Genomic DNA, 17,633 nt, shown 5'->3' with positions numbered 1-17,633 from the left:
CCGAGCCGCCGCCGGTACCCGGGCGCGATACCTACGTAGGCGGGTACGGATACGTGACCGATTCGCCCGCGGCCGTCCGTCCCTACCTTTGTGAGCAGCGGGAACGACCCGCCAACCGCCCACCGGGACACGGGAGATGACCATGACCGAGATCACCGCCGCCACCCTCCAGCAGCTCGCCGAGCGCTACCTCGCGGTGTGGAACGAGACCGACCCGGCGGCCCGCCGCAAGCTGGTCGACGAGGTGTGGGCCGAGGACGGCCGCTACACCGACCCGCTGGCCGCCGTGGTCGGCCGGGACGCGATCGACGCGCTGATCGGCGCGGCCCAGGCCCAGTTCCCGGGGCTGGAGTTCACCCTCGGCCCGGTGGACGCCCACCACGACATCGCCCGGTTCACCTGGAACCTCGGCCCGGCGGGCGCCGAGCCGGTGGTGATCGGCTTCGACGTGCTGGCGGCCACCCCGGAGGGCCGGATCGCCACCGTGCACGGCTTCCTGGACCGCGTGCCGGGCGCCTGAGCGGTCCGCGAACCCTTCGACCGGGGCGCCGCACCCCCCACGGCGGCGCCCCACCCCTGGACGAGAGTCCGGTGAGCGAGAGCCCGGTGGCCGAGAGAGCCCCCCGGACGAGAACCCGATCGCCGAGAGCCCGACGGAGGAGAGCCCGAGATGAGCACCGCCCTGGACGCCCGGCGGCCCGACGGAGCCCCGGAGGCCCCGGAAGAAGCCCCGGCCGCCACCCCGACGGAGCAGCCACCCGCCCCCAGGGGCCTGCTGCCGGTCGTCCTGACCGCCACCTTCATGACCGCCCTCGACACCTTCGTCGTCAACGTCGCCGTCCCCTCCGTCCAGGCCGACCTGGGCGCCGGCCCGGCGGTCGTCCAGTGGGTGATGGCCGGGTTCGGCCTGGCGATCGCCGTCGGGCTGGTCACCGCCGGACGGCTCGGCGACCGCTACGGCCGCCGACGGGTGTTCGCGCTCGGCCTGGCCCTGTTCACCCTCGCCTCGGCGGGCTGCGGCCTCGCCCCGACGGCCGCCGCGCTGGTCGGCGGCCGGGTCGCCCAGGGCCTGGCGGCCGCGCTGATGGGCCCGCAGGTGCTGGCGATCCTGCGGACGGCGTTCAGCGGCGCCGCTCAGGCCAGGGCCTTCGCCCGGTACGGGCTGACCATGGGCGTCGGCGCGGTGTTCGGCCAGCTGATCGGCGGCCTGCTGATCCGCGCGGACCTGCTGGGCCTCGGCTGGCGCAGCTGCTTCCTGATCAACCTGCCGATCGGCCTGGCCGCCCTGGCCGCGGTCCGCCGCTGCCTGCCGGAGTCGCGCGCCCCGCAGCGGCCGGGCCTGGACCCGGCCGGGGTGCTGCTGGTGTCCGCCGCGCTGACCGCCCTGGTGCTGCCGCTGATCCAGGGCCCCGGACTCCACTGGCCGCTGTGGACGGTGCTCTGCCTCGCCGCCGCCGGCGTCCTGCTCGCCGCCTTCGCCGTCCACCAGCACCGCGCGACCGCCGCCCACGGCACCCCCCTGGTCGACACCCGGCTGTTCCGCAGCGGCGCGTTCCGCACCGGGCTGCTCGCCCAGCTCGCCTTCTGGCTCGGCCAGGCCTCCTTCTTCCTGGTCCTCGCCCTGCACCTGCAACTGGGCCGCGGGCTGGACGCGCTGGGCTCCGGGCTGGTGTTCACCGCGATCGGCCTCGGTTACCTGCTCACCTCGAACGCCACCCACCTGGTCACCGCCCGCCTCGGCGAGCGCCGCACGATCACCGTCGGCGGGCTGCTGATGGCCGCGGGGCTGGGCCTGCTCGCCCTCGCCGCCTACGACGCGGCGGACGCGAGCGTCTGGTGGCTGGCGCCCGGGCTGTTCGTCGACGGCTTCGGCATGGGCCTGGTGATCGCGCCGGTCACCACCGTCGCCCTGGCGGCCGTCGAGCCCCGACTGGCCGGTGCGGCGGCCGGGGTGGTGGCCACCGTGCAGCAGGTCGGCGGGGCCGTCGGGATCGCGCTGATCGGCCTGGTCTACTACGGCGCCGGCGACCCGGCCGCCGCCTTCGGCCGCAGCGTGACCGCGCTGGCGGTGCTGGAGCTGGTGCTGGTGGGACTGGTCGGGCTGCTGCCGCGCCGTCCGTGAACTCCGGACTCCGAAACTCCGCGAACCTCGGAACTCCGCGAACTACGGAACTCCGCGATCTCCGTGCACTTCGTGCGGTCCGTGCGGTCCGTACGGTCCGTGCGGTCCGTGCGGTTCGTGAACACAGCACGCGAATTGGGCGGGAGCCGGGGCGGGTGGGGGTTACCCCCACCCGCCCGTTCCGTTCCGTCCCCCCGATCGGGTTGGATGGTCGGATGAGCGAGGAGAAGAGCGCCGTACCGGCATGGGAGCAGCGGTTCCGGGCGGCACGCGTGTCACTGCCCGACTGGGCCGAGGACGCCCCCGACCGGGCGCTGTACGTGTCCAACGCGACCGGCACCTACGAGGTCTACGCCTGGGACCGGGCCACCGGCACCCACCGCCGGGTCACCGACCGCCCGAACGGCACCACCGACGCCGAGCTGTCCCCGGACGGCGAGTGGATCTGGTGGTTCGACGACCACGACGGCGACGAGTTCGGCGTCTGGCGCCGCCAGCCCTTCGCGGGCGGCCCGGACGAGGAGGCCGTGCCCGGCCTCGCCCCCTCCTACTCGGCGGGCCTGGCCCTCGGCCGCGACGGCACGGTGGTCGTCGGCCGGTCCACCGACGAGGACGGCACCACCCTGCACCTGCGCCGCCCGGGCGCGGCCGAGCCGGTCGAGATCTACCGGCACGAGGAGTACGGCGGCGTCGGCGATCTCAGCCACGACGCCACCCTGCTCGCCATCGACCACACCGAGCACGGCGACGCCATGCACTCCGCGATCCGGGTCGTCCGGCTCACCGGTGACGGGGTGGAGACCGTCGCCGAGCTGGACGAGGTCACCGGCCGGGACGAGCCGCGCGGCGTCGCCTGTCTGGGCTTCGCCCCGGTCGAGGGCGACACCCGGCTGCTGGTCGCCCACCAGCGCACCGGCCGCTGGGAGCCGATGATCTGGGACGTCGCCACCGGCGCCGAGACCGCCCTCCCGCTGCGCGACGAGCAGGGCCGCGAGCTGCCCGGCGACGTCTCCGCGCAGTGGCGCCCGGGTGCCACCGAGCTGCTGGTCGAGCACGAGTACGAGGCGCGCAGCGAGCTGTTCACGTACACCCTCGCGGACGGCCGGCTGACCAGGCTGGAGACCCCGCGCGGCACCGTCGGCGGCGCCACCGCCCGTCCGGACGGCACCGTGGAGTACCTGTGGTCCTCCGCCGCCGAGCCGTCCGCCGTCCGCTCCACCGCCGGGGCGGTCGTACTGCGGGCGCCCGGCCCGGTGCCGCCCGGCTCCGTCCCGGTCGAGGACGTCTGGGTGGACGGGCCCGGCGGGCGGGTGCACGCCCTGGTGCAGCGCCCGCGCACGGCCGGCCCGGGCCCGTACCCGACCGTGTTCGAGATCCACGGCGGCCCGACCCACCACGACAGCGACTCCTTCGCGGCCGGTCCGGCCGCCTGGCTGGACCACGGCTTCGCGGTGGTCCGGGTCAACTACCGCGGCTCGACCGGCTACGGCCAGGCCTGGACCGACGCGCTGCACGAGCGGGTCGGCCTGATCGAGCTGGAGGACATCGCGGCCGTCCGGGAGTGGGCGCTCTCCAGCGGCCTGGCCGACCCGCAGCGGTTGGTGCTCACCGGCGGCAGCTGGGGCGGCTACCTGACCCTGCTCGGCCTGGGCGTGCAGCCCGACAGCTGGTCGCTGGGCGTCGCCGCCGTACCGGTCGCGGACTACCACACCGCGTACGCCGACGAGATGGAGGCGCTCAAGTCGCTGGACCGCACGCTCTTCGGCGGCACCCCGGAGGAGGTCCCGGAGCGCTTCACCGCCTCCTCGCCGCTGACCTACGTCGAGCAGGTGCGGGTGCCGGTCTACATCAGCGCCGGGGTCAACGACCCGCGCTGCCCGATCCGGCAGATCGACAACTACGTCGAGAGGCTGGAACAGCTCGGCAAGACGCACGAGGTGTACCGGTTCGACGCCGGGCACGGCTCGCTGGTGGTGGAGGAGCGGATCAAGCAGCTGCGGCTGGAGATCGACTTCGTCCGGCGGCACCTCGGCGTTCCGGGCGGCGGCAACGGAGGGGCCGGGTGAGACGTCTGCTGGCGCTCGCGGGGGCGGCTGTGGCCGGGGCGCTGGTGCTCAGCGGCTGCTCGGGCTCGCACGGCGACGAGGCGGACTGCCCGCCGCCGGTCGCACCGCGGCCGGCGGGCCCGGCGGCGGGCGTGCCGACGGCGGGCTCGCCGACAGCGGGCTCGCCGACAGCGACCGCCACCGCGACGGCCGCGACGGCCGTCGCTCCGACGGGTTCGGCGACGAAGGCGAGCGCACTGGGCAGCGGCTCGGTCGACGGCTCGGTCGTCGTTCGGGCGTCGTACGAGGCGGACCCGACGGAGTCCTCGGGCGGGGAGGAGGACGCGGCCGAGCGCGGCCGGTCCGGCTCGCACGGGTCGAGCGGGTCCGGCGGGTCGCACGGTTCCGGCGGTTCGAGCGGCTCCAAGGGCTCGTCCGGTTCCAAGGGCTCGTCCGGCTCGAAGAGCGGCGGCACCACGCACCACCACATCGACCACCACGACTCGACGAACACCGTGGTCGGCAACGGCCACTGCAGTGGCGGCTCCGCCCCGGTGGACGCCGACGACACGGCCCCCTCGCAGTCGCAGTCGCAGTCGCAGGCGCCGTCGCCGACGCCGACGCCGACCGTGGTGCCGACGCCGGTCGCGACCCCGGCCAAGCCGCTGCCCACTCCGACCGGCAAGCCGTCCAGATAAGCGGTCAGCGCCAAGCCGGTCGATCGCAGGCCGGTCAGTCCAGGACCGGGTCCAGACCCAGGGCCCGGTCCTGCTCCGCCTCCGCCTCGCGGCGCATCAGGCGGAACCACATGAAGATCACGAAACCCCCGAAGACGAACCACTCCAGGGTGTAGCCCAGGTTCTGGAACGCCCGCAGGGTGAGCCCGTCCCCACCCTGGGGCTGCACGGTCGGGACCGCGGTCAGCCCGGCGGGCACCTGGTCGGCGGCCACCCAGCCGTCGTACCAGCCGTCGTACTCCAGCACGTTCAGCAGCGAGGCCCGGTTGATCATGCCGAGCTGCCCGGCGGGCAGCCCGCCCGCGACGGCGCCGTTGCTGCCGACCGACTCGTTGGCCTGCAGCCGCCCGGTGACGGTCACCTGCCCGCCGGGCGCGGCCTCGGCCGCAGGGGCCGAGCCGGACGGGGCGCCGGGCGCCCAGCCCCGCACCACGGCGACGGCGTGTCCGTCGGCGGTGCGCAGCGGGGTGAGCACGTAGTAGCCCTGCTTGCCGTCCAGCAACCGGTTGGGGACGAGGAGTTGGTGTTCCGCGTCGAAGGTCCCGGTCACCGTGACGGGCTTGCCGACGGTCTCCGTGCTCACCTGCGGGGTGGCCGGGCCGAGCAGCGCGTCGATCGGCCGGGCGTCACCCGAAGCGGTGAGCGACGCCTTGGTCTCCTGGTGGGTGGAGACTCGGTCCTCGAACCGGCCGAGCTGCCAGGAGCCCAGCCAGACGCACACCACCACGGCCGCCGTCGCCAGGGCGGTGCCGCCCAGCCAGCGCGGAGTCAGGAGGAACCGGTACACACCCCCCACGGTAACCATTCCTCACACGGCTCCCGACCACAGGGTCCGCCGCCGGTCGCCGCGCCGGCCCGGGCGGGCGTCCGCTCAGCCCGCCGCGGGCGTCCCGGTCGGCTGGGCCGCGGAGCCGGCGGCCGGCTGCACGCCGCCCCGGTAGAGCGTCCCGCCGCACCCGACCGGCAGCGAGGCCGTCGCGGCCGCCGGGCTGCCGGGGGCCGGGGTGTGGGCGATGGTGGCGGTGGCCTGCGCGGAGGTGGGGTTGCCGCTCGGGGTGGCCGTCGGGCTCGGCGCGGAGGTGGTGCCGGAGGTGGGCGAGGAGCTGGCGTGCGGGTTGGCGCTCGGCGCGGCCGAGGCGCCGGAGGCCGGGGCGGCGTCGGAGGCGGCGGCGGGGGCCTGGGTGGTCAGGGAGACCTGGTTGGCGCCGGTGCTCGGCGCGGTGGTGGCGCCGCCGGAGCCGCAGCCCTGGTCGGGGATCCACGCGAACGGCACCCGGTACCCCGCCTGCGGCGCGAGCACCGGCGGTTCGGCGTCCATCGCGGGCAGGCCGGCCGCCGGGTCGCCCGGGGCGTGGTCGGCGTTGCGGACCCGGCCGCGGTCGGTGCCGCTGACGTCGGTGACGGTCACCGCGCCGGGCCCGCCGAGGCGGCAGCTGTGCCCGGAGACGTTGTACACCGTGAAGGAGCCGTAGATCCGACCTTGGGCGTCCGCCGGACCGACCTTGACGGCGCCCTGGCCGAGATCGGTCCGGGTGCAGAGCGGGAGGATCCCGCTCTCGCCGGTGCCGGTGGCCCCGGTGGGGGTGGCGGTACCGGGTCGGGTGGCGTCCGCGCCGGGGCTGGGGGAGGCGGGGCCGCCGCCCGGCACGGAGGCGGTGCCGCCGCCGCTGCCGGTGTGCACTCCGGTGCCGGTGGCTTCGCCGCCGACCGGGGTACCACTGGGGGCCGCGAGGGTCGCGCCGTCGGCGGTCGTGGAGCCGGGCCCGCCGGAGAGTCCGAGGTGGTCGCCCTCGTGGAGTACGGGCAGGGCGATCGCGACCGCCAGGGCCAGCGCCGCCGCGCCGGTCCAGGCCCCGCGCCGGGCGGCCCGGCGCCGGGGTACGGCCTGCCGGATCCGGGGCAGGGCGCCGGCCCCGGGCTGGATGCCGGCCACCGCGTGCCGCATCAGCTCGCGCAACGCCCGTTCCTCGATGGACAGGCCGGGTACGTCGTCGTCCTCGGGCCGCTGCCAGGCGCCGTCAGCCATGTCCGGCCTCCATCTGGATCCGGAGGGCGGCGAGTCCGCGTGAGCCGTACGCCTTCACCGAACCGAGTGAGATGCCCAGGGTCTCGGCGACCTGCGCCTCCGTCATGTCCACGAAGTAACGCAGCACCAGAACCTCCCGCTGACGGCGTTGCAGACTCCGCAGCGCAGCCTTCAGCTGGTCGCGCTCCAGGGCATCGTAGGCACCTTCTTCTGCACTGGCCATGTCAGGCATGGGCTTCGGCAGCAGCCGCAGACCGAGGATGCGGCGGCGCAGCGTGGAGCGCGACAGGTTGACCACCGTCTGCCGGAGGTAGGCCAGGGTCTTGTCCGGCTCGCGCACCCGGCGCCGGGCGGCGTGCACCCGGATGAAGGCCTCCTGCACGACGTCCTCGCAGGTGGAGAGGTCGTCCAGGAGCAGCGCGGCGAGCCGCAGCAGGGATCGGTAGTGCGCCTGGTAGGTCGCGGTGAGCAGGTCCTCGCTGGTACCCGCGTCGGTACCGGCACCGGAGTCCGCCGCACCGGGTGCGGCCGCCGTCATCTGGTCTTCTTCCGGCCTACTCGACGACCACGGGGCGCGCGTCGGGAAGGTCACCACGGCCCTCGCCGGGATGCCCGCCCTTGCCCCCACCATCACGTTCGCCACGCCCGTTGGACACTCGATCCCCTGTCATGGTTGCCCAGCCCGGGGCCCATTCTTCCGCATCGGCCGAAGAGGCCTCCAGGGGATTCCCACGGGATTCCGGACGGATTGTGTCGAGGAGCGGACACAGGTCCGGACATCCTCGGGCACAAAGGGCCCTCGGAACCGGGCCGGTGACGGATCCCCGGCTCCTCGACCGTCAGTCCAGGCCGACCGTCAGTCCAGGCCGACCGTCAGCTCGCCGGCCACCAGCTCGGCGATCTGCAGCAGGTTGAGCGCGGCGCCCTTGCGCAGGTTGTCGCCGCAGAGGAAGAGGTCGAGCGCGTCCGGTTCGTCCAGCGCCCGGCGCACCCGCCCGGCCCAGACCGGGTCGGTGCCGACCACGTCGTTCGGGGTGGGGAACTCCCCGGCCGCCGGGTCGTCGTAGAGGACCACGCCAGGCGTCTCGCGCAGGATGTCCTGGGCGTGCTCCTGGCTGACCTCGCGCTCGAAGCGGGCGTGCACGGCCAGCGCGTGGGTGCGGACGACCGGGATGCGCACGCAGGTCGCCGAGACCCGCAGGGCGGGCAGGCCGAGGACCTTGCGGGTCTCGTCGCGCAGGCCCACCTCCTGGGCGGACCAGCCGCCCTCGCACAGGCCGCCGGTCCAGGGCACGGCGTTGAGGGCGAGCGGGGCGGCGAACGGCCCCTCGTCGGTGATCACCGCGCGCAGGTCGCCGGTCTGCCGGCCGACCTCGGTGCCGGCCACCAGGGCGGTCTGCTCGCGCAGCGCCGCCACGCCGTTCCGGCCCTCGCCGCTGGCGGCCTGGTAGGTGGCGACCACGAGCTGTTCCAGCCCGTACTCGGCGTGCAGCGCGCCGACCGCCGCCACCAGCGCGAGCGTGGTGCCGGCCGGACTGGCCACGATGCCGCGCGGACGGATCCGCAGCGCGGCCGCGTTGACCTCGGGGACGACCAGCGGCACGTCCCCCGCGGTGCGGAAGGCGGCCGAGTCGTCGACCACCACGACGCCCTTGGCCGCCGCGATCGGCGCCCACTGGGCGGAGACCGCGTCGGGGACGGCGAACACGGCGACGTCGATCCCCGCGAAGGCCTCCTCGGTCAGCGGGACGACCTCGACCGGCTCCCCGCGCACCAGCGGCGTACGGCCGGCCGAGCGCGGGGAGGCGACGGGTCGGACCTCGCCCCACATGTCCTGACGGAGCGAGAGCAGGCCGAGCAGCACCTCGCCGACAGCGCCGGTGGCGCCGACGACGGCGAGGTTGGGCCGCCGGGTCACTTCCGGGGGCCCCTGCCCGGCTGCCGGGTCATCGCCCGGTGCCGCCGTAGACGACGGCCTCGTCGCTCTCGCTGTCCAGGCCGAAAGCGCTGTGCACGGCGCGGACCGCCTCCGGCACGTCGTCGGCGCGGGTGACCACCGAGATGCGGATCTCCGAGGTGGAGATCAGCTCGATGTTGACGCCCGCGGCGGACAGCGCCTCGAAGAAGGTGGCGGTGACGCCCGGGTTGGAGCGCATGCCGGCGCCGACCAGCGAGATCTTGCCGATCGCGTCGTCGTAGCGCAGCGACTCGTAGCCGATGCCCTCCTTGACCCGGCCGAGTGCGTCGATGGCCTTCTGGCCCTCGGTCTTCGGCAGGGTGAAGGAGATGTCGGTCAGGCCGGTCGACGCGGCGGAGACGTTCTGCACCACCATGTCGATGTTGACCTCGGCGTCGGCGATGGCGCGGAAGATGCGCGCCGCCTCGCCCGGCTTGTCGGGGACGCCGACGACCGTGACCTTGGCCTCGGAGGTGTCGTGGGCGACTCCGGAGATGATGGCCTGCTCCATCTCGCCCCCTTCGGGCTTGTTCGGGTTGTCGTTGCTGACGATCGTCCCGGGAAGACCCGAGAAGGACGAGCGTACGTGAATCGGGATGTTGTAGCGGCGGGCGTACTCCACACAGCGGTCGAGCAGCACCTTCGAACCGGACGAGGCCAGCTCCAGCATGTCCTCGTACGCGATCCAGTCGATCTTGCGCGCCTTCTTCACCACGCGCGGGTCGGCGGTGAACACGCCGTCCACGTCGGTGTAGATCTCGCAGACCTCGGCCTTGAGCGCGGCGGCCAGCGCGACGGCGGTGGTGTCCGAGCCGCCGCGGCCCAGCGTGGTGATGTCCTTGCTGCTCTGGGACACGCCCTGGAAGCCGGCCACGATCGCGATGTTGCCCTCGTCCAGGGCGGTGCGGATGCGGCCCGGCGTCACGTCGATGATGCGCGCCTTGTTGTGGACGGAGTCGGTGATGACACCGGCCTGACTGCCCGTGAAGGACTGGGCCTCGTGACCCAGCGATTTGATCGCCATGGCCAGCAGCGCCATGGAGATGCGCTCTCCAGCGGTCAGCAGCATGTCGAACTCACGGCCGGCAGGGAGCGGTGACACCTGCTCCGCGAGTTCGATGAGCTCGTCCGTCGTGTCGCCCATCGCGGACACCACGACGACGACCTCATGGCCGGCCTTCTTGGCATCAACGATTCGGCGGGCAACGCGCTTGATGCCTTCGGCATCCGCAACGGATGAGCCGCCGTACTTCTGCACGACAAGGCCCACGTGCGCTCCTCGACTAGTGTCGTTTTCCGGGGGCGCCAGGCCCCCGTACCCCCCTGGGAAGAGGGGGGTGCGGTCCGCGCCAGTCTACCGAGCAGGGGTGTCCCGACCGGCGCCTTCCGTATGATGAGACTGCAGTTTCAGCAGGTGGTCGGTATTCCCCGGTGGTCCCACCGGCAGGTCTGCGGGGCATTCGGCGCGGTTCCGCAGAATCCTCGGACGAATGCCCCCCACCGCGATCGGATTTCTTCTCCGGGCGGATCGCTGAGGCATTCGTCACAATCCGCCTCGGACTGCTGCGGATCACCGGCCGGGCTCCGGACCTACCGGCCGAGGCCGAGTTCCGCCGCCATCAGGTCGCCCGCCTGCTGCTCCAGCTGCTCGTCGGTGAGCCCGTCGTCGTCGGTGTCCGCGCCGTCCGGCGCCGCACCGATCGGGCTGTCCAGCCGGACGTGGGCGATCAGCGACTGCAGCGCCCGCAGCACCGCCGTGCAGGTCGTGCCCCAGTTGGAGAGGTACGAGAACTGCCACCACCACAGCGCCTCGCTGACCCGGCCCTCCCGGTAGTGGGTCAGACCGTGCTGGAGCTCGCTGACCACACCGGCCAGGTCGTCCGAGATCCGGAAGGCGTTCGGCTTCTCCGGCGGACCGTACGGGTCGAAGACCTCGTGGTAGACGTCGATCGGCGCGAGCAGCTCGGCGAGACGCTCGCGCAGCTGCTCACCGTCCGGCTCCGGCCCGGCGTCGGGCTCGAAGCGGTCCTCCGGGACGACGTCCTCGATGGCGCCCAGCCGGCCGCCCGCCAGCAGCAGCTGCGAGACCTCCAGGAGCAGCAGCGAGACCGCGCTGCCCGGTTCGTCGCCCTTGGCGACCTCGGTGACGGCGAGCACGAAGCTCTCCACCGAGTCGGCGATCTGCACGGCGAGGTCGTCGGGCTCGGAGCCGTGGCCGTGGGTGTGCGGGCCGTGGGTGCCGTGGATGTGCGGGGCGTGGGCCTCCGGCCCCGGCTGGGGCTGCGGGCCCTTGGGCTGCTGGTTGATCGTCCGGTCAGACATCGAGCAGTCGTCTCCCTTCGAAGGCGCGGCCGAGGGTGACCTCGTCCGCGTACTCCAGGTCCCCGCCGACGGGCAGACCGCTCGCCAGCCGGGTCACCTTCAGGCCCATCGGCTTGCAGAGCCGGGCCAGATAGGTGGCGGTCGCCTCCCCCTCCAGGTTGGGGTCGGTGGCCAGGATCAGCTCGGTGACCGTGCCGTCCGCGAGGCGCGTGAGCAGCTCGCGGATGCGCAGGTCGTCCGGGCCGACGCCCTCGATGGGGCTGATCGCGCCGCCCAGCACGTGGTAGCGGCCGCGGAACTCGCGGGTGCGCTCGATGGCGACGACGTCCTTGGGCTCCTCGACCACGCAGATGACACCGAGGTCGCGGCGCGGGTCCAGGCAGACCCGGCACTGCTCGGCCTCCGCGACGTTGCCGCAGACCACGCAGAAGCGGACCTTGTCCTTGACCTCCAGCAGCGCGTGCGCGAGGCGGCGCACGTCGACCGGGTCGGCCTGCAGCACGTGGAAGGCGATCCGCTGGGCGCTCTTGGGCCCGACGCCGGGCAGCCTGCCCAGTTCGTCGATCAGGTCCTGAACCACGCCCTCGTACAACGTCGCGCCTTCCCTCGGATGGTCGGTGTGCTCCTGGTCGGAGGTGCTCCGGTGCCATCATCCAACGAATCGGGCGCCGGACACACCGGCCGACGCCCGACTCCCACAGAAATCACATGAGGAACGTCCTGGAAGGGACATCCCGGAGACCCTTCCGGAAGGGCTCCCGGAAGGACCTCCCGGACCGGGAGGTCCTGGGACAGGCCCTAGAACGGCAGACCCGGGATGCCGCCGCCGCCCAGACCCTGGGTGAGCGGGCCCATCCGCTCGGCCTGCATCTTCTGGGCCGCCTGGGTCGCGTCCCGGACGGCCGCCAGGATCAGGTCGGCCAGGGTCTCGGTGTCCTCCGGGTCCACGGCGGCCGGGGCGATGGTCAGCGCCACCAGCTCGCCCGAGCCCGTCACCGTGGCCTCGACCAGGCCACCGCCGGCCGTACCGTTCACCTTCGCCTCGGCCAGCTCCTGCTGGGCCTTCGCGAGCTCCTGCTGCATCTTCTGCGCCTGCTTGAGCAGCTGCTGCATGTTGGGCTGACCACCACCGGGGAACACGGCTCACTCCTTGCTGTCACGCGGTACGTCGTTCGTCACGGCCGAGCCTACGGGGCCGGGGCCGCCCGTGGGGACCGCACAGGGGGTCGCCCGGCCGGCCCGCTCAGTTGCCCCGGTGGTGGATCTCCTCCAGCACCGTGGCGCCCAGCTCGCGGATGATCAGCTCCTGGCCGGAGAACGCCTCCTCGTTGAGGTCCGGGTCGTCCTCCTCCGGGATGTCGTCCTCCGGAGCCACCGACTGCACCGGGCGGGCCGGGGGCACCGGCGCCGCGGGCGGCGGAGCCTGCACCGGCGCGGGGGCCGGGGCCGACGGCCGGGGCTGCGACTGGACCGGGGCGGGCGCCTGCACCTGCGGCTGCGCCGGGGCGGGGGCGGCCATCGGCGGCGCGGCGGCCGCCGGACGGGCCGGGGCCCCCCAGCCGCCACCGGCCGAGGCGGTCGCGGTCGGGGCCGTGCCGCCGCCTCCGCCACCTCCGCCACCGGACGGGTCGACGATGCACTCGATCCGCCAGTCCACGCCCAGTGCGTCGGACAGCGCCTGGCGCAGCACGTCGTCGCTGTTGCTGCCGACGAAGCTGTCCCGGGCGCCCGCGTTGATGAACGAGACCTGGAGGGTGCTGCCGTCGAACCCGGCCACCTGGCCGTTCTGGCTGAGCAGGATCCAGGTGAAGCGGCGGCGGTTCTTCACCGCCTCCAGGATCTGCGGCCACAGCTGCCGGACCTGCGCCGCGCCCTGCTGGGCGGCCGCGGACGGCTGGCCGCCGGGGACGGCGGCCGGGGCCGCGGGGGCGGCGGGGGCGGTCGGCTGGGCCGGAGGCGGGGTGGGCGCGGGCTGCGGAGCCGCCTGCGGCTGCGGTTGCTGCGGCGGCTGGGCGGGTGCGCCGCCTGCGGGCGGGAAGCTGCGGGGAATCGGCCAGGCACCCGGGGCGGGCCCGGCGGGGGCCGGAGGCGGGGTCGCCTGCGCGGGGGCCGGTGCCGGGACGACGGGCGCGACGGCAGAGGCGGCCGCCGGGGCGGGCCGCTCCGTCGGCATGTCCACCGAGGGCGCGGCCATCGGTGCGGCGGCCATCGGTGCGGCAGCCATCGGTGCCATCCCGGCCATCCCGGCCGGCGCGGCGAAGCCGCCCGCGGCCGCCCGGCGCTCCAGCTTGTCCAGGCGCGCCTGAAGCGACAGCTCGTCGCTGTACGCACCCGGCAGCATCACCCGGGCGCAGATCAGCTCCAGCTGGAGCCGCGGCGCCGCGTTGCCGCGCATCTCGGTCAGCCCGGTGTTGACGATGTCGGCCGCCCGGCTCAGCTCGGCCGCGCCGAACGCGTCCGCCTGTGCCTGCATCACGGCGATCCGGTCCGCCGGGGCGTCGATCAGCCCCTTCTCCCCCGCCTCCGGCACGGTGGCGAGGATCACCAGGTCGCGCAGCCGCTCCAGCAGGTCGGTAACGAAGCGGCGCGGGTCGTGCCCGCCCTCGACCACCCGGTCGATCACCTGGAACACCGTCGCCCCGTCCTGCGCGGCGAAGGCGTCCACCACCTCGTCCAGCAGCGCCGAGTCCGTGTACCCGAGCAGCGCGGTCGCCATCTGGTAGGTGACACCGCCCTCGCCGGCACCGGCCAGCAGCTGGTCCATGACCGACATCGAGTCACGCACCGAGCCCGCGCCGGCCCGCACCACCAGCGGGAACACCGGGTCCTCGACCTGGATGCCCTCGCGGCCGCAGACCTCCGCCAGGTAGTCGCGCAGCGTGCCGGGCGGGACCAGCCGGAACGGGTAGTGGTGGGTGCGGGACCGGATCGTCCCGATCACCTTCTCCGGCTCGGTGGTCGCGAAGATGAACTTGAGGTGCTCCGGCGGCTCCTCGACCACCTTGAGCAGCGCGTTGAAGCCGGCCGAGGTCACCATGTGCGCCTCGTCCAGGATGAAGATCTTGTACCGGCTGTGCACCGGCGCGAAGAAGGCCCGCTCGCGCAGCTCGCGCGCGTCGTCCACACCACCGTGCGAGGCGGCGTCGATCTCGATCACGTCGATCGAGCCGGGCCCGCCGGTCGCGAGGTCCCGACAGGACTGGCACTCCCCGCAGGGCGTCGGCGTCGGCCCCTGCTCACAGTTCAGACAACGGGCCAGGATGCGCGCGCTCGTCGTCTTGCCACAGCCGCGCGGCCCGCTGAACAGGTACGCGTGGTTGACCCTGTTGTTGCGCAGGGCCTGCTGGAGCGGAGCGGTCACGTGCTCCTGCCCGATGACCTCCGCGAAGGTCTCGGGGCGGTAGCGGCGGTACAGGGCTAGGGACACACCACCGACGATATCGGGACGGGCCGACAAACGCGTCGCCCCTTCTCCCCCGGCCCCCGCCCGGGACGCCCCGGGAACGCAAAGACCCCCCGTGCACCCGCCAGAGCCCTCCTACCCTTGCTGCCTTCCGGCCCTGGGGGGGTTCAGAGAGATGACGCCACACGAGGGGCTGACCCCCACACTACCGGATCCCGGCCCCCACGATCCACAGGCCACCCCCGCCCTCCGGCCTGCGGGATAGCTGGTCGCGAGCACCCCGAAACATGTACTAAGCTCTCCCACGGAGGATTCGCCTAGAGGCCTAGGGCGCACGCTTGGAAAGCGTGTTGGGGGCAACCCCTCACGAGTTCGAATCTCGTATCCTCCGCCTTCACGAAGGCCCGGACCGCTCAGCGGCCCGGGCCTTCGTCGTTTGCCCTCTGGCACCGCTCAATCGATGTACGTTATTCTGTACAACATGAAGACGATGAGTGCCACCGAGCTCCGCGGCAATCTCGCCGCCGCGCTCGATGCCGTCGAGAGCGACGCCGAAGAGCTCGTCATCACACGCGCCGGCCATGAGCCGCTGGTCGTCGTCTCGCTGGCCGAGTACGCCTCGCTCCGCGAGACCGACTACCTGCTGCGCTCCCCGGCCAACGCCGACCACCTTCGCCGCTCCCTGCAGGAGTACCGGGAGGGCCGTGCGGTGGCCCGCGAACTGATCGACCCCGAAGACCTCACCGAGCAGCTCGCGTGAAGGTCCAGTTCACCGAGCGCGGCTGGAGCGACTACCTGTCTTGGCAGGCCGACGAACGCCGCCTCCTCAAGCGCGTCAATCTGCTGATCGACGACATCCGCCAAAACGGCAACGAGGGCATCGGCAAACCCGAACCCTTGCGGCACGAGCTCGCCGGGGCCTGGTCCCGCCGGATCGATCAGGAACACCGCCTGGTCTACGTTCTTGACGAGCAGGCCGACGCCCTGTGCGTCATCGCATGCCGTTACCACTACGGCAAGTAGAGCCCGAGATCACCGGAGGGACACGCGCGCTGGTCTCAGTTCTGGTCTCATTCACCCCCGTCCGACCGAGTTCAGCCGCTGCCCGGCGGTTCGCTCCGCCGCAGGTCAGAATCACCGTGAACCTTGGCGGACGGGGTTCGATCGAATGGGAAAGCGTGTTGGGGGCAACCCCTCACGAGTTCGAATCTCGTATCCTCCGCCTTTGATCGAAGGCCCGGACCGCTGCGAAGCGGTTCGGGCCTTCGTCGTCTCGTGGTTGCGGTTTTTGCCGTCAGCTGGACTGGCTCCACGTCGCCATCTGTTCCCGGAAGGTCGGGCAGCTGACGATGTCCGTCTTGCCGCACTGGAGGGCATGGGTCAGGAGCTGGTGGGCGTGGCCGAGGTCGACCATGCGCTGCTCGATCTCGGCGACCTTGGCGCGGATCATCGCCTGCCTCCGCGGCTGGTCCTGCTGGAACTCCCTGACCTCGGCCAGACTCAGCCCGGCTTGCTGGAACTTGCGAAGCAGCACGATCCGCTCTGCGGCCTGCGGCGGATAGCGTCGCTGCCCACTCTGGCGTTCGGGCGCAGGCAACAGACCGTGGCGCTCCCAGAACCGGATGGCCGACGCGGGAACGTTGGTGATCTCGGCAAGCTGACCGATCGTCATGCGCATGCTCCGCCCCTCCTCTTTCTCTCGTCGTCTCGCCGTGCCGGCCTGACGCTTGACTTGAACCTTAGTTCAAGTCGCAGAGTGGCCGGCACGTGCAGCGGCGGCGAACCGGCCACCGCCGACAGGGAATTGGGAGATGAAGAGATGGCAGACGCACCTGAGTTGAAGAGCCGGGCCCACCAGCTCGTCGAGGCTGCCCGGCAGCTCTTCGCGGCGGGGGTGATGTCGCACTCCGGGCACGCCAACCTGAGCGTTCGGCTCGACGCCGACCGCTTCCTGCTGACTCCGGGGTTCGTCCGCGACCTGCAGCCCCACCAGCTGGCGACCGTCGGTCTCGACGGGCAGGTTCTGGAAGGAGAACTGCGCTCCGTCAGCGTCGAGATCATCGCCATGCACAGCGTCGTCTACCGTGCTCGCCCGCACGTGGGCGCGATCATCCACACCCACTCACCCGCCGCCACGGCCTTCGCGGTGGCCCACCGGCCGCTGCCGTGCCGCACCGAACCGATGCTGCGCTTCGGACAGCCCGAGGACGTACCGGTGGTGCCCTGGGGGCCGCGCGGGTCGGACGTGTCGGTCCGGGGCATCGCCGAGGTCCTGGAACGACGCCCGACGACGGCCGCGGTCCTCCTGGCCAACCACGGGCTGCTGGTGTTCGGCCCGGACGCGGCGGCTGCCGGCCACCTCGTGGTGGCGATCGAGGAAAGCGCCGAGGCCGAGATCGCCGCCGCGGCGATCGGCGGGGCCGTGGACTTCCCCGAGGGCGCCCTGAAGGCTGTCCAGGCCTCGATCTCACGGGTCTCGTCATGACCGACCACACCTTCGCCGAACGTTCCGAAGCCCTGCGGGATCGCTACCGCACGACGCTCGGAGCCGTCCCTCGCGCAGTGGAGGACCGTCTGCGGGTGGCCCAGGCCTTCGGCCGGCTCCCCACGGAGGAGGCGTTCACGGCCCTGCGTCACATAGTTCTGGCCGACAGCCCGCTCGGCGGTCGAGTGCAACAACTGGTCCACTTCGGGCAGTTGCTGGCTCTCGGCCGGGCAGAACCGGCCCGGATCCACGCCCGGGGAGCACTCCACGCGGGCGCCGGCATCGCCGACCTCATCGGAGTCGCCGAGACCGCGCTCATCACCTCGGGCACGCCGGCCTACGCGCTCGGCATCGAGATCATCGTCGAACTCCTGCAGGACGACGACGGCAAGGCCGGCTGACCACCGAACACGGGTAACGCAGGACGCGCGAAGTCGCTGTCCCCTGCCCGGGACCGGTCACGTGACCGGCCCCCACGACTCCACAACGTCACAACGTCACGGGCATCGACCCGGCCATCCGAGCGGCATGGGGAG

At 73.1% G+C, this 17,633-nt stretch carries 18 protein-coding genes, 1 tRNA gene and 1 other RNA gene; 9 read left to right on the top strand and 11 right to left on the bottom strand.

What is annotated here, in order from left to right; all coding sequences use genetic code 11:
• Positions 1-142: 142 nt before the first annotated feature.
• The 4 genes from ACZ6Z8_RS27130 to ACZ6Z8_RS27115 all read left to right on the top strand — a co-directional run bounded on the left by ACZ6Z8_RS27130 (position 143) and on the right by ACZ6Z8_RS27115 (position 4,865).
• The gene (locus tag ACZ6Z8_RS27130; RefSeq protein ID WP_402817002.1) at positions 143-520 is read left to right on the top strand and encodes a nuclear transport factor 2 family protein; all 378 of its coding nucleotides are present in this window, start codon (positions 143-145) and stop codon (positions 518-520) included.
• A gap of 150 nt (positions 521-670) precedes the next feature.
• Positions 671-2,122, top strand: a complete 1,452-nt coding sequence (locus tag ACZ6Z8_RS27125; RefSeq protein WP_465612645.1) for an MFS transporter — start codon at positions 671-673, stop codon at positions 2,120-2,122.
• A 215-nt stretch (positions 2,123-2,337) separates the two neighbouring features.
• Positions 2,338-4,188: a S9 family peptidase gene (locus ACZ6Z8_RS27120; RefSeq protein WP_465612644.1), complete on the top strand. Its 1,851-nt coding sequence runs from the start codon at positions 2,338-2,340 to the stop codon at positions 4,186-4,188.
• Positions 4,185-4,865 (top strand): hypothetical protein, encoded by a 681-nt coding sequence (locus tag ACZ6Z8_RS27115; protein WP_465612643.1) that lies wholly within the window; start codon positions 4,185-4,187, stop codon positions 4,863-4,865. Before ACZ6Z8_RS27120 ends, ACZ6Z8_RS27115 begins: the two co-directional genes overlap by 4 nt.
• Positions 4,866-4,899: 34 nt before the next feature.
• Here the strand turns inward: ACZ6Z8_RS27115 and ACZ6Z8_RS27110 are convergent, their stop codons facing one another.
• The 10 genes from ACZ6Z8_RS27110 to ffs all read right to left on the bottom strand — a co-directional run bounded on the left by ACZ6Z8_RS27110 (position 4,900) and on the right by ffs (position 14,810).
• A complete protein-coding gene (locus ACZ6Z8_RS27110) occupies positions 4,900-5,691 on the bottom strand; it encodes an SURF1 family protein (protein WP_465612642.1) in 792 nt (263 codons plus the stop codon).
• 84 nt (positions 5,692-5,775) lie between these two features.
• A complete protein-coding gene (locus ACZ6Z8_RS27105; protein ID WP_465612641.1) occupies positions 5,776-6,930 on the bottom strand; it encodes a hypothetical protein in 1,155 nt (384 codons plus the stop codon).
• Positions 6,923-7,468, bottom strand: coding sequence for a SigE family RNA polymerase sigma factor (locus ACZ6Z8_RS27100; protein WP_465612640.1), 546 nt, complete (start codon positions 7,466-7,468; stop codon positions 6,923-6,925). Before ACZ6Z8_RS27100 ends, ACZ6Z8_RS27105 begins: the two co-directional genes overlap by 8 nt.
• A gap of 318 nt (positions 7,469-7,786) precedes the next feature.
• The gene (locus tag ACZ6Z8_RS27095) at positions 7,787-8,848 is read right to left on the bottom strand and encodes an aspartate-semialdehyde dehydrogenase (RefSeq protein WP_465612639.1); all 1,062 of its coding nucleotides are present in this window, start codon (positions 8,846-8,848) and stop codon (positions 7,787-7,789) included.
• A gap of 28 nt (positions 8,849-8,876) precedes the next feature.
• The gene (locus ACZ6Z8_RS27090) at positions 8,877-10,157 is read right to left on the bottom strand and encodes an aspartate kinase (RefSeq protein WP_030288196.1); all 1,281 of its coding nucleotides are present in this window, start codon (positions 10,155-10,157) and stop codon (positions 8,877-8,879) included.
• A gap of 320 nt (positions 10,158-10,477) precedes the next feature.
• A complete protein-coding gene (locus ACZ6Z8_RS27085; protein ID WP_465612638.1) occupies positions 10,478-11,209 on the bottom strand; it encodes a DUF5063 domain-containing protein in 732 nt (243 codons plus the stop codon).
• The gene (gene recR, locus ACZ6Z8_RS27080) at positions 11,202-11,801 is read right to left on the bottom strand and encodes a recombination mediator RecR (RefSeq protein ID WP_402817020.1); all 600 of its coding nucleotides are present in this window, start codon (positions 11,799-11,801) and stop codon (positions 11,202-11,204) included. The genes ACZ6Z8_RS27085 and recR overlap by 8 nt, the downstream gene beginning before the upstream one ends.
• 206 nt (positions 11,802-12,007) lie before the next feature.
• Positions 12,008-12,349 (bottom strand): YbaB/EbfC family nucleoid-associated protein, encoded by a 342-nt coding sequence (locus tag ACZ6Z8_RS27075; protein WP_380417389.1) that lies wholly within the window; start codon positions 12,347-12,349, stop codon positions 12,008-12,010.
• 103 nt (positions 12,350-12,452) lie between these two features.
• Positions 12,453-14,636, bottom strand: coding sequence for a DNA polymerase III subunit gamma and tau (locus tag ACZ6Z8_RS27070; RefSeq protein WP_465612637.1), 2,184 nt, complete (start codon positions 14,634-14,636; stop codon positions 12,453-12,455).
• A 77-nt stretch (positions 14,637-14,713) separates the two neighbouring features.
• Positions 14,714-14,810: signal recognition particle sRNA small type (gene ffs / locus ACZ6Z8_RS27065), an RNA gene on the bottom strand.
• A 108-nt stretch (positions 14,811-14,918) separates the two neighbouring features.
• On the opposite strand from ffs, the gene ACZ6Z8_RS27060 reads away from it, so the two are divergent.
• The 3 genes from ACZ6Z8_RS27060 to ACZ6Z8_RS27050 all read left to right on the top strand — a co-directional run bounded on the left by ACZ6Z8_RS27060 (position 14,919) and on the right by ACZ6Z8_RS27050 (position 15,635).
• Positions 14,919-15,003, top strand: a tRNA-Ser gene (locus ACZ6Z8_RS27060).
• Between the two features lie 90 nt (positions 15,004-15,093).
• Entirely contained in the window at positions 15,094-15,372 is a 279-nt protein-coding gene (locus tag ACZ6Z8_RS27055; protein ID WP_465612636.1) for a type II toxin-antitoxin system Phd/YefM family antitoxin, read from the top strand.
• Entirely contained in the window at positions 15,369-15,635 is a 267-nt protein-coding gene (locus ACZ6Z8_RS27050; RefSeq protein WP_465612635.1) for a Txe/YoeB family addiction module toxin, read from the top strand. Before ACZ6Z8_RS27055 ends, ACZ6Z8_RS27050 begins: the two co-directional genes overlap by 4 nt.
• 271 nt (positions 15,636-15,906) lie before the next feature.
• Here ACZ6Z8_RS27050 and ACZ6Z8_RS27045 read toward each other — a convergent pair whose 3' ends face one another.
• A complete protein-coding gene (locus ACZ6Z8_RS27045) occupies positions 15,907-16,290 on the bottom strand; it encodes a MerR family transcriptional regulator (RefSeq protein WP_465612634.1) in 384 nt (127 codons plus the stop codon).
• Positions 16,291-16,431: 141 nt separating this feature from the next.
• On the opposite strand from ACZ6Z8_RS27045, the gene ACZ6Z8_RS27040 reads away from it, so the two are divergent.
• Positions 16,432-17,097 (top strand): class II aldolase/adducin family protein, encoded by a 666-nt coding sequence (locus ACZ6Z8_RS27040; RefSeq protein WP_465612633.1) that lies wholly within the window; start codon positions 16,432-16,434, stop codon positions 17,095-17,097.
• Entirely contained in the window at positions 17,094-17,498 is a 405-nt protein-coding gene (locus ACZ6Z8_RS27035; RefSeq protein ID WP_465612632.1) for a carboxymuconolactone decarboxylase family protein, read from the top strand. Before ACZ6Z8_RS27040 ends, ACZ6Z8_RS27035 begins: the two co-directional genes overlap by 4 nt.
• Positions 17,499-17,633 lie beyond the last annotated feature (135 nt).

The organism is Kitasatospora sp. NPDC101108 (assembly GCF_055584725.1).
Note: the sequence above shows the minus strand (reverse complement) of the source record. Positions and strands in the feature narration are given on the sequence as shown.